The sequence below is a fragment of the Paenibacillus ilasis genome (assembly GCF_043195395.1).
GTDB classification, from domain to species: domain Bacteria; phylum Bacillota; class Bacilli; order Paenibacillales; family Paenibacillaceae; genus Paenibacillus_AQ; species Paenibacillus_AQ lautus.
Window position 1 is genome coordinate 4066703 of the sequence record NZ_JBHDJG010000001.1, and the last position, 24880, is coordinate 4091582.

Sequence of the window (24880 nt, forward strand, 5' to 3'; positions counted from 1 at the left end):
ACCTTTAACCGCGGTCTGTCTTCTGAGAAAGTACGTCGATAGACGTTTTTCTTATGGATGATATTTTAATGAAGGAACGATGAAGATCTTGTTGCTCCTCCGTAATATGTCTAAAGTTTGAAGCGTTGCCGGACAAAGCAAAAAAAGCCGTTCATTCTCCTTGCATTCCCCCCCTATTTTGCTATACTCAATTTTGTTTATATAAAAACAGAAATCAACAAATCATAAGAAAATAAACATAAGGAAAGGTTGTGACAACGTCCATGGACCACAGTCGTACACCGCTCTTCACCGCACTTAAAGAACATGCGGCCAAAAACCCCGTGCAATTTCACATTCCGGGACATAAGAAGGGCCTCGGCACCGATGCCGAATTTCGGGAATTTATAGGGGATAACGCCTTTTCTATAGATTTGATCAATATTGCGCCGCTGGATGATTTGCATCAGCCTACGGGCGTCATCGAGGAAGCCCAAAAGCTGGCCGCCGACGCATTCGGTGCCGATCACACCTACTTCAGTGTCCAAGGAACAAGTGGAGCGATCATGACCATGATCATGTCGGTATGTTCGCCCGGCGATAAAATCATCGTACCGCGCAATGTCCATAAATCCGTGCTTTCCGCCATCATTTTTACCGGGGCCAAGCCTGTATTCGTATCGCCTGCCCAGGATTCCAATGTGGGTATCGATCACGGAATCACCATCAGCTCGGTCCGAAAAGCATTAAAACGTCACCCTGACGCCAAAGCCGTTTTGGTCATTAACCCAACTTACTTCGGGGTTAGCGCGAATCTGAAGGAAATCGTGGATTTGGCTCACAGCTACAATGTGCCCGTTCTCGTGGATGAGGCGCACGGAGTATTGATCCACTTCCATGAAGACCTTCCGATGTCGGCAATGGAAGCCGGAGCCGATATGGCTGCGACCAGCGTTCACAAACTCGGCGGCTCGATGACGCAGAGCTCCGTACTGAACGTGAATACCAAGAACGGATACATCAATCCTTACCGCGTACAAACAATCATCAGCATGCTGACCACAACCTCAACCTCCTATATCCTGCTGGCATCGCTTGATACTTCACGCCGCAGTTTGGCGCTGCATGGACGCGAAATGGCTGCAAGGACGATTGAGTTGGCGCAATATGCACGTCATGAAGTTAATAAAATCGAAGGTTTGTACAGCTTCGGTGAAGAAATATTAGGCGGAGAAGCAACGTACTCCTATGATCCAACCAAATTGACGATCCATGTACGTCATCTTGGCATTACAGGATATGAAACCGAGAACTGGCTGCGGGATCACTACAATATTGAGGTGGAGCTCAGTGATATGTACAATATTCTGTGCCTCATTACACCGGGGGACAATCAGGAGGCCATTGATATTTTGCTGACAGCGCTCCGCGAGCTTTCGGATCAGTACATGCATGTGAATGAGATTAACGAGCTGGTTGTGAAGACACCAGAAATTCCGCAGTTATCGCTTATCCCTCGCGATGCGTTTTACGGAGATACGGAAGTTGTGCCTTTCAAGGAATCGGCAGGACGCATTATTGCCGAATTTATCTATGTCTACCCGCCAGGGATTCCAATTCTGCTTCCGGGCGAAGTGATTTCCCAGGAAAACATCGATTACATTATCGATCATGTCGAGGTAGGCCTTCCGGTTAAAGGTCCTGAAGACCGCAGCATCCAAAATGTGAAAGTCATCGTGGAAACAGACCCTATATTCTAAAATGGCAGCTGTAAATACAATAAACCCGGTGCGAGAGGTTCGCACCGGGTTTATTGTTTGGGAGTCTTATTCCTGGTTTGCAGCAGCGACCAGTTCGTTGTAAACCGCCTCTACTTCATTCCATTCTTCTTCGTCCTCAATATTGTAAAGAACCATTTCCTCGTTCTCTTCTTCCATACGTAGAATGACGCCGTCCGCTTCCGGATTTTCGCGTTCAAGCAAAAGCGCGTAAAGTTTCTCGCCGACATCAAATGTCTCCACAAGAACCATCTCTACTTCTTTTCCTTCTTCATCCGTCAATGTCAGCACAAACTCTTCATGTTCGTGATCGTGGTCATGGTCATGACCGCAACCGCAAGCATCTCCGTGTTCATGTTTGTGTTCACTCATTGAAAAAACCTCACTTCGGTTAAATTATCATACTTTCGTATCGTATCACGGATAGCTTCTTCAGGTCAATTTCTGCCAATGGTTTTATCCCCATCAGTTGAGCGTTGTAATGACTTTTTCAGCAATTTTCACAAAATCCGAATCCGCTTTTACTTTTACATAAAAACCAACCGAATACTTACCTGTTGTTTTAAAATCGTACGTGAAGTCATAGGTTCGGAACCAAAAGTTATCCTTGCGGTCCTTCACAACCTCGGATTGAATATCCTTGATATTGCCCGATGGATCCTCAATCGCTACTTTCACGGAATGAATATCGTTGTTTAAGCTGTCTACCTGGCTAAAAACATTGAATTTCAGCTTCCCCTTGTTCACGTTGCCGAATACAGTATCTCCTTTAAACAGGAAAATATGCACGTTCGGCTTGATGACTTGAACTTGTCCATTCGCGGGATTCCAATCTACAGCCCCGTCAAATTCCCGAACCGGCACATAGGTTTTGCCGTCAATTAAATATCCGCCATCCTTCAATTCATGACCGTTCAGCCAGACACGGACACGCTCATTGACGGAATCTGCAAACAAAAGGGTGCTGCCACCCATTAAAGAGAGCACTAGCATACATGCCATCACTTTTTTCCACTTCATAATAATCATTTCCCTCCATTGGCTCATCTTGTTGTTATATGTGTATACTACATGTCAAAAAACAAGTTGCGGACAATTTTGCACTTTGTGGTAAAATTTTTTCCTCATGCTTTAAGGTTTGTTCCTCTCACGAATTATCCTGCATTTCAGCCCCGATTCGATCATATAATCCGTGTAAATCAACGTGGAATTCGTTAAAATATACATTAGCATACTGGACTGCACATCAAATCATCAGGAGGTTTCATCCATTGACACTGAAATTGCAAATGCTTGGCACCGGCAGTGCGTTTGCCAAGAACTACTATAACAATAACGCACTGATCCATGACGGAAATTTCACACTGCTCATCGACTGCGGCATTACCGCTCCCATGGCACTTCATCAGCTAAATAAAACATTTAACGATATGGATGCCGTGCTTATCACTCACATTCATGCTGACCATGTAGGCGGACTTGAGGAGCTGGCTTTTATTATGAAAATGAAATACAACCGCAAGCTCCCGCTCTACATTGCTGAATCGCTGGTGGAACCGATATGGGAACATTCACTCAAAGGCGGCTTATATCAACAGGGACATATCTCCTCCCTGGATGATGTATTTGACGTACGCCCTTTGAAACCGGGAGTAAAGGCCAATATTTCATCAGGGATCTCGGTAGAGTTGATTCATACGCAGCATATTCCCGGCAAGGACAGCTATTCGCTTTATCTGAATGACCGGATTTTTTACAGTGCTGACATGGTATTCGATCCTATACTGCTCAACCAATTGGTGAATGAGCGGGATTGTGAAGTGATTCTGCACGAATGTCAGCTGCAGGGCCCGGGCGAGGTTCATACGACACTGGATGAACTGCTGAGCCTCCCTGAAGAAATTCAGGAACGCACCTATCTCATGCATTACAGCGATGAGGTCGAAGCTTTCATTGGCAAGACCGGCATCATGGAATTTGTGGAGCAGCAGCGGGTGTACGAATTGTAGAACAATATAGATGAATAGTTTATGAGGTTTCCCGGGAACACTAATGCCGGGAGGCGATTCATTTGGATAATGCACAACAAGAAGTCGTAGCCGTCCGTAAAAATGGCGATGGCGACATCATCGAACTTAAACTGGATAACGGTAGTGTCGTTGACTACAAGACAGCTCAACAGATGGCCAAGAATAAAGAAATTAAAAACCTGAACGTATTCCGTGGACGTGACGGAGACGAACATCTTCGTTCCAATGCGGATGGCGATCCCAGCAACAACCTGGATAATTTGCCAAACTTTTAATTCATGCCTAAAAAGACCTCGAGTCGATACTCGAGGTCTTTTCTTTTTAGAACGATGGGATCATTAGCACCTTATAGTTAAGAAGCCTACAGTTCCTTTTTCATACGAACGTGGGGAATGCCAGCATCATCAAACGGCTCGTCCGAAATCGTTTCATACCCCAGCTTGCGATAAAATGCCTCCGCTTGCACCTGCGCATCCAGCACGGAATACTGCAGTTTCAATTCACGCGCCTGCGCTTCCAATGCCATCATGAGCACACGCCCTATCCCTTTGGAACGGAATGGCTTACGTACTGCGATTCGCTGCATTTTGGCGGAATCCTTATTGTAATAGGTGATGCGTCCGGTTGCCGCGTACTGTCCCTCTGATTTGATCAAGATATGATGCGCATCGGATTCGAGGCGATCGTAATCATCAATCTCCAGGTCAATCGGAACCTTCTGTTCAAGCACGAAGACATCCTTCCGGATATCCAGCGCCTGCTGCAACTGCTCTTCTGTTGATACATTTATGATTTCTGCTGCCATTTCAACACCTCTTTATGTAGAATCAATTCCTTGTGATAACGCAGATCGAGATATTATACAAAATAATCATTTTCCTGTATAGTATAAGCTAACGTTTTCTTGAAAGGAGCATGGCCTTATGGGCATGGGAACCACGATATTTTGGGCTGTTATCATCTCAGCCATCATCATCTACCCTATTTTTTGGGCGATCAAAAAAGGTTATTCCCGTAAATGGGATGAGGAATAGCATCGGCCGTTTTACAGCAAACCGTCAGCTTGCGAGCCGACGGTTTGCTCTGCTCATTGTTGAGCAAAAGATAAAGACATTGATAGGATCAATCTGTTACAAAACGTTACTGACCCCTTTATGGTTGGAGGTCGCGTAATGTATCTACCGAATCCATCGGCGGCACCGGCTCCAGTGCCCCGCTTCCCTGGTTAGAATAAACGTCCTGATCTACAGAACGGCCGTAAACATCGAGCAATACAGGCGCTGCAGGCCCATGCAGCGGCTCCAGCTGCACCGACGTTCTCTCCGGGATACTGCAACCGCTCCCCAGTACAGATACCCCCAGCAACGAGAGCACCAGTCCGGCTCGTTTGAAATAATGGGATTTCCCACCTGCCATGCCATTCACGCTCCTCCATTGGCAAAATCATGCTGTATTTAGTCTGAACCGGAATGTGATTTTTTATAACGAGAAAACCATTGACAGCCACATGGTCTGCTGGTAATATATGAATTACCTTTTTAAATATTTCATGATCTGTTAGCTCAGCTGGGAGAGCACTATCTTGACAGGGTAGGGGTCAGTGGTTCGAGCCCACTACAGATCATAGCCTAGAGCCCTTGCGTAGCAAGGGCTCTTTTCTTTTTCATTCGCAACTATTAGCTCTAAAAATTAAGTGAGGGTAGGTAAAATGAGTTTTTTAGAAGCTATATCGGCTGAAGATTGTATGTATGTCGAACGATATATTATTGCAGTTGGTTATAGCTGCATATGAACGCGATTGTTGTTATATAGAAGCGAATCTGAAAACACCTGAACATATGTCGATACAATAAAATTAGCTGTAGACCGAGCATTGTACGCCAGACCATTTTTACCATCCTCAATTTTGTTCAATCTATGGTGAGCTGACCTAGCAGAGGCCAGTGCTTCTGCTGATGTTTCGTTAGCATTAATCGCTCTGCCTAATTTTCCATCCATGTTGTCCACCTTCGTTTCTACTCTGGTGATTTTTTAGCATTTCGGACTGTACACCGTCCATACCCTTTCCCCCATTCTCTCTAAATAGAACAAATTATTACGCATATAAAAAAAGCAGGCCACATATGACCTGCTTACGTTTAGGTTAATCTCACTGTAAAGTTTTTGCTTTTGAAACAACTACAGAACCCTCTTTTGTTACCTTGCTTTTAAAACTCCAATTCTTTAACTTCATCGCTGGCTTTTCAATAAAATGCCACGACAAGAATGCAAGCCCGAGGACAACAGGGATACTAATTAATATGTTTGCAATCACTGGTATCCCAGCACCCCAAAGATAAGTTACTGTTTGTTGTACAGGAAATGCGTAAATGTATATACCATAAGATAAATCACCGCGCTTCCCAAAATTATGGAATCTAATTTTATTATGGTATGAAAGATAAAATATCAGATATCCACCACAAACAGTAAACACATCGATCAAACCACCAAACTTAATGCTAGTGATAATTAACACCAACGATATGAGTGCATACCATTTATTTAATGGTATCTTATCCCTATATGAATATACCAACATACCGCTTGCAAAAAAGGGAAACAAGTCAATGAGTGATGGGAGATAAACCCAACTTATGTTTTCTGGGACATACGATCTTAAAAAAAGTCTACCGTAAATTGAAAAGACAAATAAAAACAGAAGAATTTCTTTTCTTTTTAAGGCGCCAAATATTCCGATTACTGCGACAATTGCATAACACAAAATTTCGTAAGGGATTGTCCATAACGACCCATTAATAGAGTTATTAAATGAGAATGTATCTTCAAAAACACCTGGCAATGTCCAATGCATCGGAAACATGAAAACCACTTTTAAGTATTCATATGTTCTTTCGTCGCCTAAATAATCTTTCATAGACAGAGTAGTTACTATGGGACCAACAACAAAAACACAAAAAAACGTAGCTGCAATTAACCCAGGGTAAATACGCAATACTCTAGATTTAGTAAAGGTCCAAAAGTTATTTGACTTGTCGAAGCTTTGAGTTACTAGAAAGCCGCTGATAGTAAAAAATATGGCTACAGCCATTGATCCTAAATCCCACTGTCCATTCGATAATTTTGAAAACAACTCGCCGTTATGAGCAGTCAGAGGATAAGCATGAGAAAAAATCACTAAGACAGCTGCCAAAAACCGCATGATGTTGTAGTTATTGCTTTTATGCGATAACTGTATCTGACTTCCTACCGTTTGTTCTTTACTGATAGTAATTGCCCCCTAGCTGATGTTTGTTCACAATCATAATTATCAGCTAAGGAGGCTAAAAATACCATATATTTTTTTATGTTTCTGGTTTCTATTTTCCACCTATCTCTTCTACTCCTGGGTTTGTTTATCAGCACGAACAAACTTCTATTTTCCTCGATTTTCCATCCTGAATAATCTCTAACAATTTCACCTCCTGACCAGGGTAAAAAATTCCAACCGCCGTGATAACCTAATTGGAAACACTGTGCTCAGTATCACAACGATAATCGGTTTGAAATACAAGTATAAAAATTCTTTATTTTGGATCAACAAAAATGGCACCCTGCCAGCATTATGCTGGTAGGGTTTTGCTTGTTCTATATTATAAAGATCAAATCTCGATTGATCTTACAAAATCTAACACACTTCGACATATAGATCTGTAGATCAACAAATCGAAACATCCATTATTGTTCATAATATCCCAATGTAATCCAAAATCACTATATACTCGGTGTTAGGTGTATGTTACGGTTAGATCAAGGTTGGCCAACTGATAACTGATATTCTTTTACATCTTGATATTTCACACACGCTAACATACACTGTTATGGTAACGCCACCTGCCAATTTCGATATAGTGCGTGGAGTTATTAAGATGAAAGCAGACGGTGAAGGGACCCATATAGATATGCTCAATGGCAACGGAAGAGGATATCCTGAATCTATTAGTTGGAACGCCAAACCTGGGGAGAAAATTTATTTTAGAGTACTTGATAACGGCTTTAATAATTTCAATGAACCTTATACAATCCAGTTTACAAAAACATAGAAAAGCCTCTGCTGGCGTTTTGCTGACAGGGTTCCTCTACTTCTGCTTCTTTATATCATTACTGAATTGTCGAATACTGACACACAATTTAAAATAGCTATCGGTGAGTAAATTTAATATGTTATCATTCTTAAAAACAATATCTTGCATCAGTAATTCTAAAATCATCAACAGTAGATACTATCCCACGACATCACAATGCTTGTAGATATAAAAAACGTGTTAAATAATGCCCCTTTTGTTTGTTTTCATAAGTGACGTACGCATCGAAAGATCAAACGACACCAAACTTCCACTTATCCATATAAAAAAACGGTACCTAGAAAGGTACCGGAAACCATAACCGACTTATTCATACATCGTTTATCTATATCATAACTAAAACGTACCTCAGTCCCCTTACGGATAGGATCATGGCTTATTTCAAAAGTTCTTCCGGTGTCTCTCCGCTGTACACAAATACGGGACTTGCTGTATTCACTACGAATACGGCTACCATCGTCAGAGCAGATGCGATAAAAGAAAACAACCGATGTCTAATCCTGTGGATCCATAACATGAGCTTGTCCTCCTTTCCAGCGTAATAAACTAATAGCCTGGACCAAATATATGACAGCCAATGTTGGGGACTGAAGTCCAAAATTAAACATAACAATGAGACTGCTAATCATGCGGAGTTTTGCGTAATGCTTCTTCGGTATTCGGGACTGCCTCTCGATTCGGCTGGGAGCGAACACCATCACCAGCAACAGACTGAGAGCATTAAGGATGAGCACACCTTCGGTATCAAAATCTACAAAAGATACCAGGGTGAATAATGCTGTCGTGAATGCAATGCAGCCGGCCCCCGTCTTAAGGTGATACCCTCCTGAAAATTGCCTTAATATCGCGAAACCCATCAAGGCTAAAACAGCCTGCTTCACGTTACCCGTTAATATAGAGATAACTAGCGTGAAGACCACAATAAACAATACGTTTAAAATGATGGCGATGGCATGGCTTAAAACAGGAACAGAGGACTTATGGTCGGGTACCTGGCGTTTGATCCCCTCCGCTATCCGCTTTGATATTCCTTCTATGATCATAAGAATCTCGCTCCTCTGTATTGATGGCATAATACAAGAAGATTCCAAATGTTATTCCAAAGAAGAGAAGATGCAGCCATAAACGGTTGAGGTAAAATAGAATCGCAATTAATATCAGCACCACGATAATCAAAGCGATCAGTAGAACATGTTCAAATTTAATGCGCAGCTTTTCCAGATCATACTTAAACCCAATACCAAATCTGTACATAATCCAGGATATCAAAAGTCCTGTCGCTCCTGACAGGATTTGAAGAATATAACCATTGGCATGATCGGTCTGAATGGAGTCAATCGATCCGAATATCGTTGTCAAATAGGCCGTCTGTACCAACGCATAAAGCATGTATCCAATAATGGTACATATCGCCGACCAGATAACTGGAATCTTAATAATGGCAGAAAATAAGAAAACGAAGATCAGCACGGTAATGAGAGGGGCGAGAAAATCCAATTGCAGCTCGTTGCGCATAATGAAGCTTTGTAAGTTGGCAAGTATCATGACAATCAACGCCTGCCATATGTATTCTGTTGTCTTAAATCTAAGCAATGACATGATTAGTGAATAAATCGCCAGTGTTTCAAATGTTGAAAACACCATAAACCAAATAACTTCCATTCAAAGCTTTCCTCCCTACACCCTAAGAAATGGTTAAATGTGTACTACGCCACTTCCCGATTTATCCTGATTACACTGGTGTGTATATCGTCCATAAAGAAACGGTATACCGACAGACCCTCAGTTTTCTATCGAGTCGTTCTAAATGATGCATATTCTTGAGGTCAATTCCGATGGCGCCTGCCACTTCTTATATGTCTGGAAACTGTGATGGAAAATGCCAAACTTTAAACGTCGTTTATAGCTCCGGCTTGGCTCAAAAATTCTAAAACAGAACAGCTTAGAACTTATACACCAACCACTTGCAACGTTCCATATACCAAACGAAAACCAAGCTTTAGTTATCAAGAATCCACGACCTTGTGAATATGACTAAGCCAGAATAAACTCAGTTTCTACCATTTAACATCCTGACATCATCTAATTCGATTATATAAGGCCTGGAAGGCATAACAACAGGTAATAAAATACATAAGTGGGGGAATCCATCATGGATCTATGAGGTGAAGAGTGAAATAGGAAGTTAATTTGCTATAATTCCATTATATACGAACATACATTCTTATTCAACTGCTATAACATGCAAAAATACAATTATCTAAAAAAATCAAAGAAGAGGCATCGCCATCAACTGCCCCTTCCCTTCTCCATCCACGACCATCTAAAGAGGTTGGTGCCCCTTCTTGTTAGCACCCCCTCATCTTCCCTCTGCTCTTCCTGCCATTCCCCAACTTACCTATACAGCTTGGTCCATGCCAAGCCATTGGCAACGAGCAGCAGTAGGATATATGCCAACATACCATAGGGAAACGTGCTGCTTACATAATGCAAACCGCATAATCCACCCACTACAATCATGAATAGCAGCACCCACCAGCCGTCTTTCTGCTGAGCCATATGAAACGCTTGAGAGAACGGCGGATTGCGCAGAACTGCCTTGGCTGTTAGAGGAATCAACACCAAGCCGGTAAGGAATATGATGAGAACATCCGGGAAAATCCGGATACCGAACAGGATCAGGAATAGAATCGCATTCACAGCGAACAACGGTAGGAACATTTTTATAGCAAAAGCCTTTAAAGCACCTTGGTATAAGGGACTCATGTTTGACATCGGGGCTGCCCCAAACAACCAGAAAGCCTTGGGCTTCCCTGAGAATTTCAGCATCATCACGACCGTTACAATCATGATGAGCATGACCTGCAGCACATAGTACGACGATCCCCTGCCGATTTCCGTCAGAGAGGAGTTGCGGATCGTGGAGAAAAAGAACAAATAGGGCAGCAGTACGGACAATCCGAGTGTAGGATACACCTTCAGCTTGAATTCTCTCTCGTTCTTCAACATGCTGGCAGATAACCGAAAACATGCCTGCTCTGTACGCGAACGGCTTACGATTTTGGCCAATAACCTGTCAAACCGTCCGCGCTCTCGCCCTTTTCCCGCTTCGCTGTGAGCCAGCTTTTCCAGATACTGCTCGAAGGATGGAATATAACGGAGGTACACCATCATGAGCAGAATCGGAACGAACATGGCCAGTAAGGAGAGAACCATCAGCCACCCGCTCCCCTCGCCGAACATCCATTCAAATGGAGCCGCAAACCAGACGGGCGGAAGCAGAACCTGCCACCAGGCCGGCGTAAATACCAAATTGAAATCGATCAGATCAAACGAACGGATCACGAACTGATAGCCGATGGCAAGCATGGCCGAAAGTCCAATCTGTACATAATTAATCAGATCCTTCAGCTTCTCTCCATCCCAATACTTGAGCAGCAACAGATAAACCAAGGAGGTGCTCACCAGAATGAGCATATTCATCAAAATTAACTCCAGAATATATATCAGTAAAAACAGCACGCCATGCTTGATCAATCCAACGACCAGCGAACCTGCTAATAGCGCCCCGGTCAGCAGCAGCAAATAAATGCCGGCATGAATCGATCTAGCCAATCCGACCGTGCGGCCGTCGACCGGTTTCGTCATCAAAATGCTGCGATCGCGCACATCCAGCAGCACGGATGAGAAATCCGAAATCATGGAGGTCATGATCAGGAACATGAGGATGGCGGACAGGATGCTCATCGGCATCAGATATTCCGGATCGCTCCAGAACACAAACGGAGTCAGGACAAGCCCGATTAAGCCATACAACCAGAGGGAGCTGACAAACAGATTCTTGTCCTGTTCTTCCGCCTTCCGGCTGTTTGAAGATAATATGACGGGTGCCCGCCTCGAGTCCATGAGCAGCTTGACATGCAGGATCCGACGCAGCGTTTCATAGTCAACGCCCATTCTCGAGATTACCCCTTGAAATCGATCCAACAGCTTCAGCATTCGAAATGATGATTCCGATCCGGCCATGTCAACTTCCCTCCCGAACGATCGATACGAACCGTTCAGCGATGCTGGCATGGTCATTGAAGCCCGTCAGCTGATTGAACACCTCTTCCAGCGACCCCTCATGGGAATGCTGCTGCAGTTCTTTGAATGTTCCGTCCGCCACCACCCGGCTGTCAGCGAGCAGGATGATCCGGCTGCTGATTTTCTCAACAACGTCCATGATATGTGAGGAATAAAAAATCGTCTTTCCCTGGGCCGAGAGCTGGGCCAATACTTCCTTGACCACCATCACGCTGTTCGCATCCAGCCCGCTTAAGGGCTCATCCAAAAACAATAGATCAGGGTCATGCAGCAGGCTCGAGATCAGGAGCACCTTTTGCCGCATTCCTTTTGAAAAGGTAGCGATCCGTGAGTGATAGGCCTTTTCCATGTCAAAACAGTCCATCAATTGCTTCGCCTTATAATCCGCTGCATCATATGTAAGTCCGTACAACTCGCCTATAAAAGTCAAATACTCGGCAGCGGTTAACTGATCGTACAATTCCGCCACCTCGGGGACATATCCGATTCTCCGTTTATAATCGATATTCCCGTCGGAAATATCCTGACCGAATATGCGGACGGTCCCCGTGTACCCCTCAACCAGCCCGAGCATAATTTTTACCGTCGTGCTCTTCCCCGCCCCGTTCGGACCGATATATCCTATCATCTCACCGCGGTTGACCTTCAGATCAATCCCGTTCAATACATATCGGTTATCATATTTCATGCGCAGGTCTTGAATCAATAACACTTCATTTTCGGACATGATATTATTCTCCCATTCTCCCATTCTCTCATTGTCTTCACATACCTACCTTATTATGGAAGTGAAGGAAAATCAACCTTTTGACGCATACTCGCTCTGCAGTATCCCCATATGCACGATGTCATGCCAGACGCCATTCCGATACAAACTTTGTCTGGAGCTGCCTTCGTGGACAAATCCGATTTTTTCATACAGCTTAATTGCTTTATGGTTGAAGGAAAATACCCGTAAGTTCACCCTGTGCAGATTCAGCTCCAAAAAAGCATAATCGAGCAAAAGCGTCATCGCTTCAAAACCATACCCTTTGCCCCAATAGGTCTTTTCGCCAATGTCGATGATACACTCCGCATTCCGGTTCTTGGTATCGATATGAATCAATGACATAATGCCGATCGGTCTGCCCGTTTCCTTCAACAGGATCAGATAGCTCTTCGAGGAGGAAGAGCCCAGGATCACATGCTGAACGAAGTCCTTTGTTTCCTCCAGTTGATAAGCATCCAGGCAGGGACTGGTGGATTGCATCACTTCGAGATCATTCCGCCAAGTATGATACAGCTCCGCGTCATTCAACGTCATTTTTCGACAAGTCAATCTAGCAGAATCAAATAGCATTCAAAAAGCACCCTTTCTATAATCATAATTCTATTGTTATAGGATTTAACATTGCGCAGAGAGATTGAATAAACGTTTCCAGCTGCTCCGGCACGCAAGTCACCGTCGGTCCGAGCTGGAAGGTATCCAGCATGAGCCCGTTCAGAAACGAGATCATATACCGCGCTATGGCTTCCGGTTCCAATCGGGGCCGAAACTCCCCTTGCTCCCGCCCCTTCCGAATGACCCGGCCCATGGCCTCAACGGTCAGCTGATAACGTTCGGTTAAATAGGGATAATCCTTCTTGGCATGAACATAAGAGGAAGACAGGAAAAATTCAGCCCTGGCCAATACAAGCGAATGCTGGATTAGCGAAATATCACCCTGCTGTTTCCGAACCCAGTCCATCAACTGATTCCATATCGGATACTGCGGATCCGGTTCAAAAAAACGGAGCGTCTCTTGGTCATCAAAACGCAGGACCTCTATAAAAACATGCTCCACATTATCAAAATACGCATAAACGGCCCCCCGGGACATACCCGCTTCATCCATAATGTCCTGCATCACCGTGCGGGTATAGCCCTTTCTGATAAAGACCCGTCTGGCTGCCGTCAATATTTCAAGTTTCTTCTCCCGTTTGTATTCCTCACTAACCCGTGGACACATAAGTCATTCCTCCCCCGACCTTTATCATGAATATCGATTCCACGAACTTCACCTCATCATAAACGACATCAGTGTCGTTTTTTTAACTCATTTCATCATAAACGACATTAATGTCGTTTTCAAGAGACATCCGTAGTAAACACGAAAAGCCTCTTGAAGAAATCCCTTCAGGAGGTATTTGTGTACAGCCAAGCCACGATCCATGTTAGATAGAATGTTCCTTCCCCCTCCTTATATTTCTCTTTGAAAACAACTTGTTCTATTTTTCGGCTTATGCACATTTCCGTCAACATTCGCGAATAGCTGCATATATATGGGGGAGAACGAAAAGAGGTGATCGGACATCATTAAGGGCATTAGCCGCATACTGATCTTCACCTTACTGCTGGTTTTCTTTTTCCCCGCCGTATCCCAAGGCGCTACCGGACAGAAGCTGGACAGTAAGTACACCAAGTACGCACAGTTTATCGTCATTGATAAATCCACCAACAAACTGACGTATTACGAAAAAGGCAAGGTCATAAAAACGTTTCCCGTCGCCACAGGCAAAAAGCCCTCCTATACGCCGGAAGGCCTGTTCAAAATCCACGAAAAAGTGAAGAACAGACCTTACTACAAGGAAGGCATCAAGGGAGGAGACCCGCGTAATCCGCTTGGGGACCGCTGGCTCGGCATTAATGTGAAAGTGAACGGCAGAGTTAGCTACGCGTACGCCATTCATGGAAACAACAACGCGAATTCGATCGGCAAGTACGTGTCGGCAGGTTGTATACGGATGCATAATAAAGACGTTCGCTGGCTCTACGACAAGGTGAAAATGAACACCCCCGTCCTCATCCAAAAATAAGAGCAAAAAGCCAAACACGTTTATGTGTCTGGCTTTTTTAAAATTTGACGTTTACGATCCATACTCCGCTCCGAATTCAATAATATTGCGGTCTGGATCCAGCACGAAAATTTGCGCAAAGCCAGCAACGCTGTCGGGATTAGCTACATACTCAACGTCCATTCGGTCCAGCCATTCCTTCGTTTCGCGGTAACTTTTCACCCAGATCGAGAAATGCCCGTCCGTCGTATCGATCCCACGCTCCCGCAGCGTATCACTGATCGGATGCTCCAGCAGATGGAGCTGCTGGTCTCCGACAGCGTACCAGACACCCTTGGAGGCAAACGGTGGGCGCGGCAGCTCCTGAAACTTCAGCACCTCCGAATAAAACACCTTTGCTTTCTTCAGATCGCGAACCGCCAAGCTAACATGGTGCAGCCCTTCAAATTGAATCATGAATCACACCCCCAAGTATGTAACTTTATTCTAAAGGATACCTTATACATTATATAACATGAATTAACCATCTAAGGGGGGAGTTTACCATGGACATCCATTCGGAGGAATATAAAATCGCCTCACTCAATGGGAATGAAGGTACCTTGAAGGCGATTGAAGACGCTGAGACCAAGATTACCGAGCTTACAGGCAAAGACATCACCCTGATTGCTTACGAGAAAGACCAGATCCAAGAGAAGAATCAATAATTAAGCCGAGTAAAATAAAGAGCTGCCCTCCAACCGTCCGCTAAAGACCTAGGAAGAGCAGCTTCTTCATTATAGAAAACAGGATGCGGTCACGGCAGCTTGATAGGTCACGTTAACCTCCAGCGGCTTGTCGGTAAGACCATTCTGATCGAACAGCAGCCGGTCCACCTCAAGCTCCTCAATCTCTTCGATACGTCCCTCCACATAATCCGCAAGCCGGTCCCTCGTGGAGGAGATTCGTGCTAACAGTCCTCCGTAGCGGAGATCCAGCACTTCCCAGCCAAATGGCTTGTACGTGTCCATCCAAAGCGCCCGGTGCGAAATGCGCAATGTCTCGATGCGCTGCTTTAATGCGGACAACGGGGAAGCTGCGGCGTTAGCAAGTTCGGCCAGCAACTCCTTTTCTCCTGACTGGTACAGCCTTCTGAGTGTAACGCCCAACGTGCTTTTGATAATGAGTGCCGACGCCAATTTTTCATAAAAATCATACAAGCGGCTAAACGGTGCCGGAAACTGCTCCTTACAGTGCCTCCATTGCTTCTCCAGCTCGGCATAATGTCCAGGCAGCACAGATTCCGCTTCACCTTCAACATGCTTGTCCAGCAGTCCCAGCAAAGGATCCTGCCACAGCAAATACTTCGAGGGATTGGCCATCCATTGGTTTCCCTCCGATACGCCGGGAACCTCATCCATATATTTCAGCGTGTTCAGCGATCCGAACAGATCGATGCCCGTGCAAGCCGCAAGCCGTCTTCCCAGAAGCTCGTCACTGATATCGTCTCCGTACCCATGCTCGGCAAACAGCTGCAGGCCCGCAAGAACGACCAGGTGGTTGGTTTCGTTGCCGTTATCCCCCCAGGCGGTGGCGATGACTTCGCGGATTCCTTTCGTTTTGGCGGCGCGCAGGGCAGGATGGCTGGTCATCCACGTCTTGCCGTTGTTCGGACTGATGCTGTTCCACATATGAATGCCGCCTGCAAAAATCGGCTTGGAGCCCAGCTTCATATGCTTCTCATACAGCCGCTCATAACCCTGTTCATCCCTACGTCCGTAATCCCAGTACACGAATTGAACGCCTTTGGGAATGCGGCTCATGTTATCGTCCGAGAAATCCGCGTCCACGTTGTACAGCGCCCCCTGATAATCGTTGGCCAGCAAATTAAAGTACATGTCGCTCCAGATCATCGGCTGGAGTCCGAGACGCTCGGTGATGGCCAGCACTCGACTGACATGATCATTCATGATCTGAAACCGGTCCTGATTTCCATTCAGCTTTAAATACTTCCCAAGGCCGACCTGAAACGCCTCGTCCATTCCGATATGAATTCGTTTGGAACGGAACATGCCGGATGCAGCGGTGATCATCTGCTCGATAAAAGCATACGTCTTCGGCTCGCCTGCAAGCAAAATATCGGGATGATCCTTGATATCCGCGGCATACCCCCATTTCAGCGCTTGCTGCAAATGCCCCAGTGTCTGAATGCACGGAATCATCTCGATGCCGAACAGCTCTGCGTAATCGTCACATTCCTTCATTTCCGAAGCCGTGTACCGGCCGCGCATGTATCCAAAGTAGGGCTGCTCTTCCACCTCATAGGTATCCTCCGTATACATCATCAGCCCGTTCAGCCCCATCAGGGCCATGTAACGGATAAACTGCTTGATCACCGGGACCTTGAGAACGCCATTGCGCGAAACGTCGAGCATCGTGCCGTTAAAGTCGAACTTCGGTTCCTCCGTTAGTTCGAATTGCGCTCGCTCCCTGGCCTGCTCCAGAAACACACCCATGGCACGGAAAAAGTGTATGGTTTCTTGGTAACGGATCGTCCCCTGCCCATCCTTCAATGACACCTGAATCGGTCCTTTCGCTTGAATGGCCCGAATTTGTAAGCCCTCTCCCTCTGTGATTCGGATGTCCAATATTTCCGAGAGTTCGCTGATCCCTTCAAGCAATTTCCCCGGCAGGTTATCAAAATGAATCTTCATGTCATTCCTCCATTATCCACTATCCCATTTTTGAGATGCTGCCTATCATTATGCAAGACAGCAAAGCCCGATCCCTGTAATCTCGGAATCGGGCTTTACTGGGCTGGGACGTTCATCATTCCCAGTGCTAGATAATAAATGCTTACTTGACCGAAACTTTAACGCCCAGTGTCACGATTTCGTGAGGCTTAACCGCCAGCGTGAAGCTTTCTTGATCATCAAAGCTTTGAACCGCTCCCTCTACTTCCAGAATAGAGCTCTTATAAACGCCCTGGGAAGGTAGAGAAGATTTCAGCTTCAGCTCTGTATCCGTGCCTGCCATATTGAACCAGCGCAGCATCAGATCACCGGTCTTCGGATTCACCTTCAGGGAAGAGAACGCAAGTTCTTCATGGCTCCATTCAAGCGGTGCAGATGTCGATGCGACAGCCCCGGCATGGACTCCGGTCTGTGCAACCGTCCATGGGATCTGGAACTGGTAAGCCTCCGCGTATGCGCCTGACTTCATGCCGTCGCCTTGATGCGGAATGACCTCCATACGTACCGTATGAACGCCGATGCACTGAGCTTCAGGCGTAGGGAAGTACCCCCAATCCCCGAGCTCGCCTACGGAACGAAGCAATGTAACAGCGATGGTATTCCGGCCGTCACGCAGGACTTCATATTCATTCAAGCCCTGGTTAGCCACCGTCAATCCTGCAGTAGCTGTCGTAACGTCAACGAAAGCCTGTTGGTGAGCCGTATAGCTCGGGTTCTCCCATTCGGCAGCAGGTTCGTTATCCCGTGTCGCCACTTCAAACATGGAATCCACGTTATGGGACGATGCCTGCAGATCCGTTGGGAACAATGCGCGCACCCGATGATCCTTCGCCTGATTATCCATCGTGGCTTCGATCTCCACTCCTTTGCCGCTGCGGTTCAGACTGACCACGGTACGAATGCGCATTGGCACCATCTCGCTCGATCTTTGCGCTTTGCGGTTCGGATAATATACGAGCTCATGCTGCTCTTCATCCAGCTTGCTGTCCGCCATAGCCGGAATGGACCAGTTATGAACGATTTCAATGGACGCGCGGTAAGGCGTATCTTCCAGAACCGAAATTTGGGCGGTTTGGCCTTTCGTAGTCAATGCAGCTTCGCCATCCGGCTGTTTGTACATATATTCGTTACCGATATCTCCGGTATTTTCATAGACGCCCAGATCGCGGTATACTTGTCCGTTCTTTTTATCCGTCAAGGAGAAGGAGCCGTCTCCTTGGATCTCGACCTTGATCAGCTCATTCTCCATCACATTGGCCTTGCTGATTAAGGATTCTACCTCGGCAGGCTTCACATCGCTCTTCACCCAAGCATACGTGGTCAAGCCCATTGCAGGAATCGCGCTTGCCTCGAAGGTAAGTCTCACACGGCGGCACATATACGGCTGGCGGAAACGGTCGTCCGGCAGATCGTACCCGAACTGAAGACCCAGATCCTCAACGGTGCAAGGTACAGCTTGACCTTGAGCGTTAACCAGCACACGGCCGGACAAATCGATTTCCTTCATTCGGCGGCTGGTTTCCTCCAAAGAGTAACCTTCCCGGAAATAAAGCCGTTTCGCGTCCAGCTCGATGCTGACCGTACCGCTGCGGCTCCATCCTGTCGTATTGAATACAACAAGCGGCAGCGGATCGGATCCCCACTGATCGAAGGCGGTCGTGTCAACTGCATCTGCAATGACGCGAACGCTGTCGTCCACGATATTTTCGGCCACGTGTGCGCTTTTCTCAAAGCGGGTAACCATCTCGCGGTGAACTTCGTCCACGCTGCAGCCGCAAATGCTGTCATGCGGATGATTCTGCATCAGCGTCTTCCACGCATAGGTGAACAGATGATGCGGATACTCTTTGCCCAGCAGACTGGCGTAGGATGCAAGCGGCTCGGCCACTTTTTCCAGTATGGTCTGACCGCGCTGGTTCATCTGCTTCAGGTATACGCGTGCCGAAGCGGTATTCACGAGCGTTCCCCATCCATCGGTACGCTGGCTGCGCAGCTCTCCTTTTACGGAGGAAAGATCCTGCGGCAGCTTCTCGCGAACGGCTTTCAGGTAATCGTCAAAATTGGAATGAATAAACTCCGTATCCGGATACAGCTTCTTCGCTGTACGGATGCCTTCCGGAAGATCGGTCTGTATCGGCTGATGGTCACACCCGTTCATATAGAGCAGCTCAGGCGTGGAAGCATACTTCTCGGCATCCGCCAGCTTGCGGTCCCAGAATGCCTTCGCTTCCGCTTCATCAACGGGAACCTCGTTACCGTTACTGTACCAGTTGGCAAACAGGATGCCCAGCACCTTGGAGCCGTCCGGACCTTCCCACATCAGCTCTGAGAATGAGGACTCATAGCCGCTGTCGGAGACGGTATTGTTAAAGCCCGTTGGCTTCACGCCCCGGCCAAAGAAGGCATTATCAATGCCGGACTGCAGCATCAACTGCGGAATTTGGCCCGTAAGTCCAAATGTGTCCGGGAAATAACCGATTTTGGCAACCGTGCCATAACGCTCGGCATCCTGGTGCCCGATCTGCATATTTCTCACGTTGGCTTCACTGCTTGTCAGATAGGCATCCTGCAGAATGTACCACGGACCGATAATGATGCGTCCATCCGAGATCAGCTTCTCAAGCTGCTCTTTCTTCTCCGGTCTCACCTGCAAGTAATCTTCGATAATAATCGTCTGGCCATCAAGGAAAAAGCTGCGGTATTCCGAGTCCTTCTCCATCGTCTCAAGCAAGCTGTCCATGAGCTCGATCAGCCGCACATGGTGCTTTTCATACGGTAAATACCACTCGCGGTCCCAGTGAGTATGCGAAATAATATGTGCTTTTCTGGATTGATCCATCTCTGCTAAGTCCCCCTTATGTTAGCCCTTCGATACCGTGATTTCGACCTCATCCGGACGGTACACCGATAACAGGTCACCGCTCGCATCTACTGCGAACAAGACTGAACGATCCGCTTCCAGAACGAATGAATAGATGAGGCCTGTTGAAGGATCCTTCACCTCAACGTTCGTATCCCATGATTGCTCCGAGCCGAATACGAAGAGAGCTCCTTCTTCAAACGTTACCTTGCGTCCATAAACGCCGGAATGTTCTCCGCCTTGATTCCAGATCAGCCCTGTATCGGCAGCAGATAGCTCCAAAGCATACCGATATAAAGCCGCGATGGTGTCGATTCGATCATTTAATTCTACAGGAAGCGGGCTCCAGAGAAGACGTCCTGCCCCAAGCTTCACGTCCACGATGGAGTCGCCGGCTGCATCGGCCGGTTTCGCCCCGCTGCCTGCCGGAATTTCTTTGCTCAGCTCGGCAATCTTCCGATGACCATACGATGCAGACCAAGCGCGTTCCCCAATGCGCAAGCTTTCTTCCCGGCGCACATTCGCCAGCTTCCGCTCGCCCAGTTCCTCCGTCATTCGATCGACCGGATGCCAATATGCATCCAGACCAATAGGACCTGTCAGGAGGAGCGTAGCTCCCGTTTCCTTCACGATATCCATCAGCTCAGCAAAAGCCTGGTCATCTACATTGTGCGCGCTCGGCAAAATAATGAACTTCACCGGTTGGTTACGCAGCGAGCTTAAATCATACTCTCCGACAGCACGGAATGGCACGTTCAGCTCGTAAGCAAGCGCCCGCGTCGCCTTCGTCGTTGCTTCAAAAGCAAGCTTCCGGTTAGAGAAATCGTTGGAATAAGGGAAAATGACCGCGGTCTCTTCCAGCTTCCGGCCTTTAAACATGTCCCGGATGCCTTCCATGAAGGCGCCGAAATCATACGACACATCCGCTTCCGGCTTCTCCGTGCCGTCAGCGCGGACGGCTCCGATATGCGATTCATTGGCATTATCCATGTAGAAATTCGTGTTCCAGATCCAATGAATGGCTCCTGCGCCCCCTGTGGAGAAAGCGTAAGCATACTTGCGCTCCAGCAGGTTCCGAAGCTCGGCTTCGCTCCGCTTCGCCCGGCCGTCCGGCGTTTCCACGTACATGATGCCCGTTTCCTGAATCAGGTTCGGTTTATCCGGCGTTTTGGCAAAGATGCCGTCCCAGATCAAATAGTCGTTGAACCACCAGGAATGGACCGTCGTATAATCTACGGCTTCGGCATAGAAGAACGGAGATGGACGCTGTGCGCCAAGCGCCTCGTCCTGTCCGACTGTAACCATATGATCCGGGCATACCTCTTTGATATCATCATATAATTCCTTGGCCCAACGGTTATGCATGTCCATGGAGAACAGGACATAATCGAGCCATTGCGCGCCTTTTTTCCCTTGATGCATGTCTTGAACGTCAAAATTAATGACTTGAGGCTCCGGAGGAACCACGGAGTCAAAACCCGGCAGCTGATCCGCTGTCATATTCCAGCGTTCCTGCAAACGTTCAATCGAACCATGACGCTTTTTCAGCCAGTCGATATAAGCTTGTCTCTCAAATGGATCCTTCGCGGAGCGCGGACCGTCCGAGAAAATCTGCGGCGGATCGAACATGGATGGTTCGTTAATCAGATCCCAGTCCACATTCTTCGTATCTTTATGTCTAGTAATGATGGAACGTATGAAACGCTTCTGCGCTTCCACGCTTCGAGGGTCGAGGTAAGGATTTTGGCCTTCCCAAGTCTCCGGCGTGAAGGAGAAGAAGGTGAATGTTACCTGCAAATCATGCTTTTTCGCGGTTAACAGGAAGGCGTCGATCGAACGCAAAACCTCTTCGGATGCATGCCCGTCCACCTGCATGATATTGCGGTATGCGGTCCAGATACCGGTACGGATCCAGTTGATGCCGGCATTACGCATTTGCGCCATATCGCGATCCCATACATCCGTATTCGGAAGGAACAGGAACTTACGCGCGACATCCGACGTCATGTAAGTCATCCCGACAACAGGCAGCGGGCGACCGTCCTTGATGAAGTAATCCCGATTGCAGGTTACGGGCGTACCCGCCTGCAAAAGCTCGGGATCTGCTCCCCAGAACCCTTGTCTCAGTCTGCGGATTTCCCCATCCGGTCCTTCGGCCTCGCACACCACGCGATAGGATCCCGGCTTGATATCCAGCATAACCGGAATACGCTCTACATGAAATTGTCCGGTCACATCGACCGTCACGGAATGATGCCATGATAAGGAGTCATCTTGGTCGTGCTTGACGGAGATGCGGAACGTCCAGCTCTGCGGCTCTTGTACGGGCAGATTCCGGCCAAGCCGTTGTGCCTGCAGGGTCAGGATCGCACGCTCACCGGACTCGTAGGCCGCATAATTCGGCTTGATCCACAGCTCGGTAATCCCCTTCGCGCAGAATGCCGCCCAGCTGCGGACCTCTTCTCCGCCACCCTGTTCCCAGAAAGAGGTCGAGAGAGGCTGATTCACAAACAGCCAGCGTCCGCCCAAGAAAGGTCCGCCGACGTTTTCCCATAGAACAACCGGAGCGGCGACTTCTCTCCCCTTCGCCGTGCTCCCCTTAAGAAGCGGATAAATCCGGGTATCCATCGGTCCTGCCGATCCCATCTGATGCGGCAGGTCACTGCTTTTGGTAACATGCGGAACCAGGTTCCACGTATCGCTGATGGATAATCGCTCCCGGCTGCTCTCCATCAGCGGTATCACGTCGCTTGCTATCAAATGGTCGACGCGCCCGCTGTCCACGGGCAGCACCTCATGAATATGAAGCTGCTGGTGGTACGCCGTCTGTTCGTGCTCCACCACCCAAGCGCCGTCCTCCTTACGGACAGGACGCTTGAAGGGTGCGCCGCCAACGCTGACCAAGCCGCCGCCGTTTCTCAGAAAGTCCAGAATCGCTCTCCAGGCGGATTTCGGAAAATAAGGCGCGTGCAAATTGACAAAGGTTGCACCTTGTCCGCCTGACGATGCCAGCGCTTCAGCGAGGTCCTCGGCGCCGTACACCGCATCGAATGCATTCAGAGCCGCGACGCTAGCCGGCAAACCGGCAGCTTCTGCTGCCGGAAAGGACGGATCATAGAATACAATCAGGCGCCCGCTCATAGAATCCCTGCTTTCATCGCCTGGTACACCAATTGCGAGAAGAGGCTGTTGGACCAGGCAAACCAAGATCTGGTGAAGACTTTCGGATCGTCGGCATGGAAACCTTCATGCATAAATCCGGTATCCGCATCGGTCGCTTCCAGCAATGCAATCATCTCCAGCTTCTCTTCTGCCGTCTGTGCCGTAATTCCCTGCATGGACAAGGCCATATGCCAAATATAATCCGGCGGCGTATGCGGACTGCCGATGCCTTTGGCAACAGCGCCCTCGTAATAGAAAGGATTTTCTTTACTGAGTGCAAACCGTCTGGTGTTTTGGTAGATCGGATCATCGGCAGAGCAGTACCCCAGATAAGGAATGGACATCAAACCAGGTGTTCCCGCATCATCCATCAAACAGTAATTTCCGTATCCGTCCGTTTCATAGGCGTAGATCGGTCCAAACTCCGGATGGCGGTAAATGCCGTACAACTGAATCCCATGATCCACGTCGGCTTCGAGACGCTTCAGTTCATCCAGCAGCTTCATATCCCGGAATACCCATTCCGCGAATTCCTGCATTTGACGAAGAGCGACAACGGCAAACATGTTGCCTGGAATATTGTAGTGGAAATCGCAAGCGTCATCGCTTGAACGGAAGCCGGACCAAATCATGCCCGTATAATTCACCGGCATGCCGAGCCCGTTATTGCGCAAGGAATCCGTTGGAATTCCGTTATCCCGCGTGAAACGGTAAGGCGATTTCTCGAGATGGTGCTGCTCGGTTTTAAACAGCTCGATGATCTTGATCATAGCCGACTTGAAGTTGGCGTCAAACACATCCGTCAGGCCGGTTTCCTTCCAGTACAGGTAAGCCAGGCGAACGGAGAAGCATAGCGAATCAATCTCAAACTTGCGCTCCCATACCCATGGGGACATTTCGGTTTCGTCGGTTGTGTTCCAATGCCAGTCATTCGCCGATTCATTAAAGGCATTGGCATAAGGATCGATATGAATATATTGAAAATGGCGTTTGATCAATCCGCTTAAAATCCGCTGCAGCTGCGGATCATTTTTTGCAAACGGAATGTAATGGATCACCTGTTCTACCGAATCGCGCAGCCACATGGCCGGAATATCACCGGTAATCACAAATGTCGTGCCATCCTCCATCAGTTTGGTTGTTGTCTCCAGCGTGTTCGGGAAACAGTTCTTGAACAGCTGAAGCAGCTTCGGACGGTGCGCAAGCTTTTCTTCAGCCTCTTGCAGAACCGCCTGAATCGATTGCGGCAGCTCAAGCTCCGGCATTGGTATTTTGGGGAGTCTGAATTGTTCCATGGTTGTTCTGGCTCCTTTGA

The 24880-nt window shown here is 47.5% G+C and carries 25 protein-coding genes and 1 tRNA gene; 7 read left to right on the forward strand and 19 right to left on the reverse strand.

Annotation, left to right across the window (positions count from 1 at the left end; translation table 11 throughout):
* Positions 1 to 263 precede the first annotated feature (263 nt).
* Positions 264 to 1739, forward strand: a complete 1476-nt coding sequence (locus tag ACETK5_RS18405; RefSeq protein WP_394057096.1) for an aminotransferase class I/II-fold pyridoxal phosphate-dependent enzyme — start codon at positions 264 to 266, stop codon at positions 1737 to 1739.
* 66 nt (positions 1740 to 1805) lie between these two features.
* Here the strand turns inward: ACETK5_RS18405 and ACETK5_RS18410 are convergent, their stop codons facing one another.
* Together ACETK5_RS18410 and ACETK5_RS18415 are read right to left on the reverse strand one after the other, a co-directional pair.
* Positions 1806 to 2129, reverse strand: a complete 324-nt coding sequence (locus ACETK5_RS18410) for a DUF1292 domain-containing protein (RefSeq protein ID WP_071223049.1) — start codon at positions 2127 to 2129, stop codon at positions 1806 to 1808.
* 93 nt (positions 2130 to 2222) lie between these two features.
* On the reverse strand, positions 2223 to 2777 hold the full coding sequence (locus tag ACETK5_RS18415; protein WP_100539292.1) for a copper amine oxidase: 555 nt from the start codon (positions 2775 to 2777) through the stop codon (positions 2223 to 2225).
* Between the two features lie 251 nt (positions 2778 to 3028).
* On the opposite strand from ACETK5_RS18415, the gene ACETK5_RS18420 reads away from it, so the two are divergent.
* Both ACETK5_RS18420 and ACETK5_RS18425 read left to right on the forward strand, forming a co-directional pair.
* Entirely contained in the window at positions 3029 to 3766 is a 738-nt protein-coding gene (locus ACETK5_RS18420; protein ID WP_127591915.1) for an MBL fold metallo-hydrolase, read from the forward strand.
* Between the two features lie 62 nt (positions 3767 to 3828).
* On the forward strand, positions 3829 to 4062 hold the full coding sequence (locus tag ACETK5_RS18425) for a DUF3892 domain-containing protein (protein WP_394057098.1): 234 nt from the start codon (positions 3829 to 3831) through the stop codon (positions 4060 to 4062).
* 86 nt (positions 4063 to 4148) lie between these two features.
* Here the strand turns inward: ACETK5_RS18425 and ACETK5_RS18430 are convergent, their stop codons facing one another.
* Together ACETK5_RS18430 and ACETK5_RS18435 are read right to left on the reverse strand one after the other, a co-directional pair.
* The gene (locus ACETK5_RS18430; RefSeq protein WP_090912986.1) at positions 4149 to 4592 is read right to left on the reverse strand and encodes a GNAT family N-acetyltransferase; all 444 of its coding nucleotides are present in this window, start codon (positions 4590 to 4592) and stop codon (positions 4149 to 4151) included.
* 347 nt (positions 4593 to 4939) lie between these two features.
* The gene (locus ACETK5_RS18435) at positions 4940 to 5203 is read right to left on the reverse strand and encodes a hypothetical protein (protein ID WP_100536065.1); all 264 of its coding nucleotides are present in this window, start codon (positions 5201 to 5203) and stop codon (positions 4940 to 4942) included.
* A gap of 135 nt (positions 5204 to 5338) precedes the next feature.
* Here ACETK5_RS18435 and ACETK5_RS18440 point away from each other — a divergent pair.
* Positions 5339 to 5411: transfer RNA gene (locus ACETK5_RS18440), tRNA-Val, on the forward strand.
* A 152-nt stretch (positions 5412 to 5563) separates the two neighbouring features.
* Here the strand turns inward: ACETK5_RS18440 and ACETK5_RS18445 are convergent.
* Positions 5564 to 5785: a hypothetical protein gene (locus ACETK5_RS18445; RefSeq protein ID WP_165789588.1), complete on the reverse strand. Its 222-nt coding sequence runs from the start codon at positions 5783 to 5785 to the stop codon at positions 5564 to 5566.
* A gap of 151 nt (positions 5786 to 5936) precedes the next feature.
* Complete coding sequence (locus ACETK5_RS18450; protein WP_394057101.1) at positions 5937 to 6989, reverse strand: acyltransferase family protein; 1053 nt, start codon at positions 6987 to 6989, stop codon at positions 5937 to 5939.
* A gap of 706 nt (positions 6990 to 7695) precedes the next feature.
* Between ACETK5_RS18450 and ACETK5_RS18455 the strand changes: the two genes are divergently transcribed.
* A complete protein-coding gene (locus ACETK5_RS18455) occupies positions 7696 to 7869 on the forward strand; it encodes a hypothetical protein (protein WP_165789600.1) in 174 nt (57 codons plus the stop codon).
* 418 nt (positions 7870 to 8287) lie between these two features.
* On the opposite strand, the gene ACETK5_RS18460 is transcribed toward ACETK5_RS18455, so the two are convergent.
* From ACETK5_RS18460 to ACETK5_RS18495, 8 genes are all read right to left on the reverse strand, one after another.
* On the reverse strand, positions 8288 to 8428 hold the full coding sequence (locus ACETK5_RS18460; RefSeq protein WP_098742799.1) for a cyclic lactone autoinducer peptide: 141 nt from the start codon (positions 8426 to 8428) through the stop codon (positions 8288 to 8290).
* Complete coding sequence (locus tag ACETK5_RS18465) at positions 8406 to 8954, reverse strand: accessory gene regulator ArgB-like protein (protein WP_100536014.1); 549 nt, start codon at positions 8952 to 8954, stop codon at positions 8406 to 8408. The genes ACETK5_RS18460 and ACETK5_RS18465 overlap by 23 nt, the downstream gene beginning before the upstream one ends.
* Positions 8890 to 9573, reverse strand: a complete 684-nt coding sequence (locus ACETK5_RS18470; RefSeq protein ID WP_100536013.1) for a hypothetical protein — start codon at positions 9571 to 9573, stop codon at positions 8890 to 8892. The genes ACETK5_RS18465 and ACETK5_RS18470 overlap by 65 nt, the downstream gene beginning before the upstream one ends.
* A gap of 732 nt (positions 9574 to 10305) precedes the next feature.
* Entirely contained in the window at positions 10306 to 11937 is a 1632-nt protein-coding gene (locus tag ACETK5_RS18475; RefSeq protein ID WP_100536012.1) for a hypothetical protein, read from the reverse strand.
* Position 11938: 1 nt separating this feature from the next.
* Positions 11939 to 12724 carry an ABC transporter ATP-binding protein gene (locus ACETK5_RS18480; RefSeq protein ID WP_100536011.1) on the reverse strand — a complete coding sequence of 262 codons (786 nt, stop codon included), beginning with the start codon at positions 12722 to 12724 and terminating at the stop codon, positions 11939 to 11941.
* Positions 12725 to 12796: 72 nt separating this feature from the next.
* Positions 12797 to 13336: a GNAT family N-acetyltransferase gene (locus ACETK5_RS18485; protein WP_100536010.1), complete on the reverse strand. Its 540-nt coding sequence runs from the start codon at positions 13334 to 13336 to the stop codon at positions 12797 to 12799.
* Between the two features lie 22 nt (positions 13337 to 13358).
* On the reverse strand, positions 13359 to 13985 hold the full coding sequence (locus ACETK5_RS18490; RefSeq protein ID WP_100536009.1) for a TetR/AcrR family transcriptional regulator: 627 nt from the start codon (positions 13983 to 13985) through the stop codon (positions 13359 to 13361).
* Between the two features lie 379 nt (positions 13986 to 14364).
* Positions 14365 to 14574 (reverse strand): hypothetical protein, encoded by a 210-nt coding sequence (locus tag ACETK5_RS18495; RefSeq protein ID WP_243390609.1) that lies wholly within the window; start codon positions 14572 to 14574, stop codon positions 14365 to 14367.
* On the opposite strand from ACETK5_RS18495, the gene ACETK5_RS18500 reads away from it, so the two are divergent.
* The gene (locus tag ACETK5_RS18500; RefSeq protein ID WP_233355172.1) at positions 14506 to 14832 is read left to right on the forward strand and encodes a L,D-transpeptidase; all 327 of its coding nucleotides are present in this window, start codon (positions 14506 to 14508) and stop codon (positions 14830 to 14832) included. The genes ACETK5_RS18495 and ACETK5_RS18500 overlap by 69 nt on opposite strands.
* A 51-nt stretch (positions 14833 to 14883) precedes the next feature.
* On the opposite strand, the gene ACETK5_RS18505 is transcribed toward ACETK5_RS18500, so the two are convergent.
* Complete coding sequence (locus ACETK5_RS18505; RefSeq protein ID WP_100536006.1) at positions 14884 to 15267, reverse strand: VOC family protein; 384 nt, start codon at positions 15265 to 15267, stop codon at positions 14884 to 14886.
* Positions 15268 to 15356: 89 nt separating this feature from the next.
* On the opposite strand from ACETK5_RS18505, the gene ACETK5_RS18510 reads away from it, so the two are divergent.
* Entirely contained in the window at positions 15357 to 15518 is a 162-nt protein-coding gene (locus ACETK5_RS18510) for a hypothetical protein (RefSeq protein ID WP_394057105.1), read from the forward strand.
* Positions 15519 to 15587: 69 nt separating this feature from the next.
* Here ACETK5_RS18510 and ACETK5_RS18515 read toward each other — a convergent pair whose 3' ends face one another.
* The 4 genes from ACETK5_RS18515 to ACETK5_RS18530 form a co-directional block, all read right to left on the reverse strand.
* Positions 15588 to 17504 (reverse strand): beta-N-acetylhexosaminidase, encoded by a 1917-nt coding sequence (locus ACETK5_RS18515; protein WP_100536005.1) that lies wholly within the window; start codon positions 17502 to 17504, stop codon positions 15588 to 15590.
* 142 nt (positions 17505 to 17646) lie between these two features.
* Complete coding sequence (locus ACETK5_RS18520; protein ID WP_100536004.1) at positions 17647 to 20382, reverse strand: alpha-mannosidase; 2736 nt, start codon at positions 20380 to 20382, stop codon at positions 17647 to 17649.
* A 21-nt stretch (positions 20383 to 20403) separates the two neighbouring features.
* Positions 20404 to 23544, reverse strand: a complete 3141-nt coding sequence (locus tag ACETK5_RS18525) for a beta-galactosidase (RefSeq protein ID WP_100536003.1) — start codon at positions 23542 to 23544, stop codon at positions 20404 to 20406.
* Positions 23541 to 24860, reverse strand: a complete 1320-nt coding sequence (locus ACETK5_RS18530; protein WP_100536002.1) for a glycoside hydrolase family 125 protein — start codon at positions 24858 to 24860, stop codon at positions 23541 to 23543. Before ACETK5_RS18530 ends, ACETK5_RS18525 begins: the two co-directional genes overlap by 4 nt.
* Positions 24861 to 24880 lie beyond the last annotated feature (20 nt).

Excerpts from the sequence above, each read along its gene's own strand:
- ACETK5_RS18475 (WP_100536012.1), bottom strand. The coding sequence starts at position 11,937 with ATGGCCGGATCGGAATCATCATTTCGAATGCTGAAGCTGTTGGATCGA.
- ACETK5_RS18505 (WP_100536006.1), bottom strand. The coding sequence starts at position 15,267 with ATGATTCAATTTGAAGGGCTGCACCATGTTAGCTTGGCGGTTCGCGAT.
- ACETK5_RS18485 (WP_100536010.1), bottom strand. The coding sequence starts at position 13,336 with ATGCTATTTGATTCTGCTAGATTGACTTGTCGAAAAATGACGTTGAAT.
- ACETK5_RS18530 (WP_100536002.1), bottom strand. The coding sequence starts at position 24,860 with ATGGAACAATTCAGACTCCCCAAAATACCAATGCCGGAGCTTGAGCTG.
- ACETK5_RS18470 (WP_100536013.1), bottom strand. The coding sequence starts at position 9,573 with ATGGAAGTTATTTGGTTTATGGTGTTTTCAACATTTGAAACACTGGCG.
- ACETK5_RS18460 (WP_098742799.1), bottom strand. The coding sequence starts at position 8,428 with ATGTTATGGATCCACAGGATTAGACATCGGTTGTTTTCTTTTATCGCA.
- ACETK5_RS18405 (WP_394057096.1), top strand. The coding sequence starts at position 264 with ATGGACCACAGTCGTACACCGCTCTTCACCGCACTTAAAGAACATGCG.
- ACETK5_RS18515 (WP_100536005.1), bottom strand. The coding sequence starts at position 17,504 with ATGAAGATTCATTTTGATAACCTGCCGGGGAAATTGCTTGAAGGGATC.
- ACETK5_RS18445 (WP_165789588.1), bottom strand. The coding sequence starts at position 5,785 with ATGGATGGAAAATTAGGCAGAGCGATTAATGCTAACGAAACATCAGCA.
- ACETK5_RS18520 (WP_100536004.1), bottom strand. The coding sequence starts at position 20,382 with ATGGATCAATCCAGAAAAGCACATATTATTTCGCATACTCACTGGGAC.
- ACETK5_RS18525 (WP_100536003.1), bottom strand. The coding sequence starts at position 23,544 with ATGAGCGGGCGCCTGATTGTATTCTATGATCCGTCCTTTCCGGCAGCA.
- ACETK5_RS18415 (WP_100539292.1), bottom strand. The coding sequence starts at position 2,777 with ATGAAGTGGAAAAAAGTGATGGCATGTATGCTAGTGCTCTCTTTAATG.
- ACETK5_RS18480 (WP_100536011.1), bottom strand. The coding sequence starts at position 12,724 with ATGTCCGAAAATGAAGTGTTATTGATTCAAGACCTGCGCATGAAATAT.
- ACETK5_RS18430 (WP_090912986.1), bottom strand. The coding sequence starts at position 4,592 with ATGGCAGCAGAAATCATAAATGTATCAACAGAAGAGCAGTTGCAGCAG.
- ACETK5_RS18435 (WP_100536065.1), bottom strand. The coding sequence starts at position 5,203 with ATGGCAGGTGGGAAATCCCATTATTTCAAACGAGCCGGACTGGTGCTC.
- ACETK5_RS18455 (WP_165789600.1), top strand. The coding sequence starts at position 7,696 with ATGAAAGCAGACGGTGAAGGGACCCATATAGATATGCTCAATGGCAAC.
- ACETK5_RS18490 (WP_100536009.1), bottom strand. The coding sequence starts at position 13,985 with ATGTGTCCACGGGTTAGTGAGGAATACAAACGGGAGAAGAAACTTGAA.
- ACETK5_RS18410 (WP_071223049.1), bottom strand. The coding sequence starts at position 2,129 with ATGAGTGAACACAAACATGAACACGGAGATGCTTGCGGTTGCGGTCAT.
- ACETK5_RS18465 (WP_100536014.1), bottom strand. The coding sequence starts at position 8,954 with ATGATCATAGAAGGAATATCAAAGCGGATAGCGGAGGGGATCAAACGC.
- ACETK5_RS18450 (WP_394057101.1), bottom strand. The coding sequence starts at position 6,989 with ATGCGGTTTTTGGCAGCTGTCTTAGTGATTTTTTCTCATGCTTATCCT.
- ACETK5_RS18510 (WP_394057105.1), top strand. The coding sequence starts at position 15,357 with ATGGACATCCATTCGGAGGAATATAAAATCGCCTCACTCAATGGGAAT.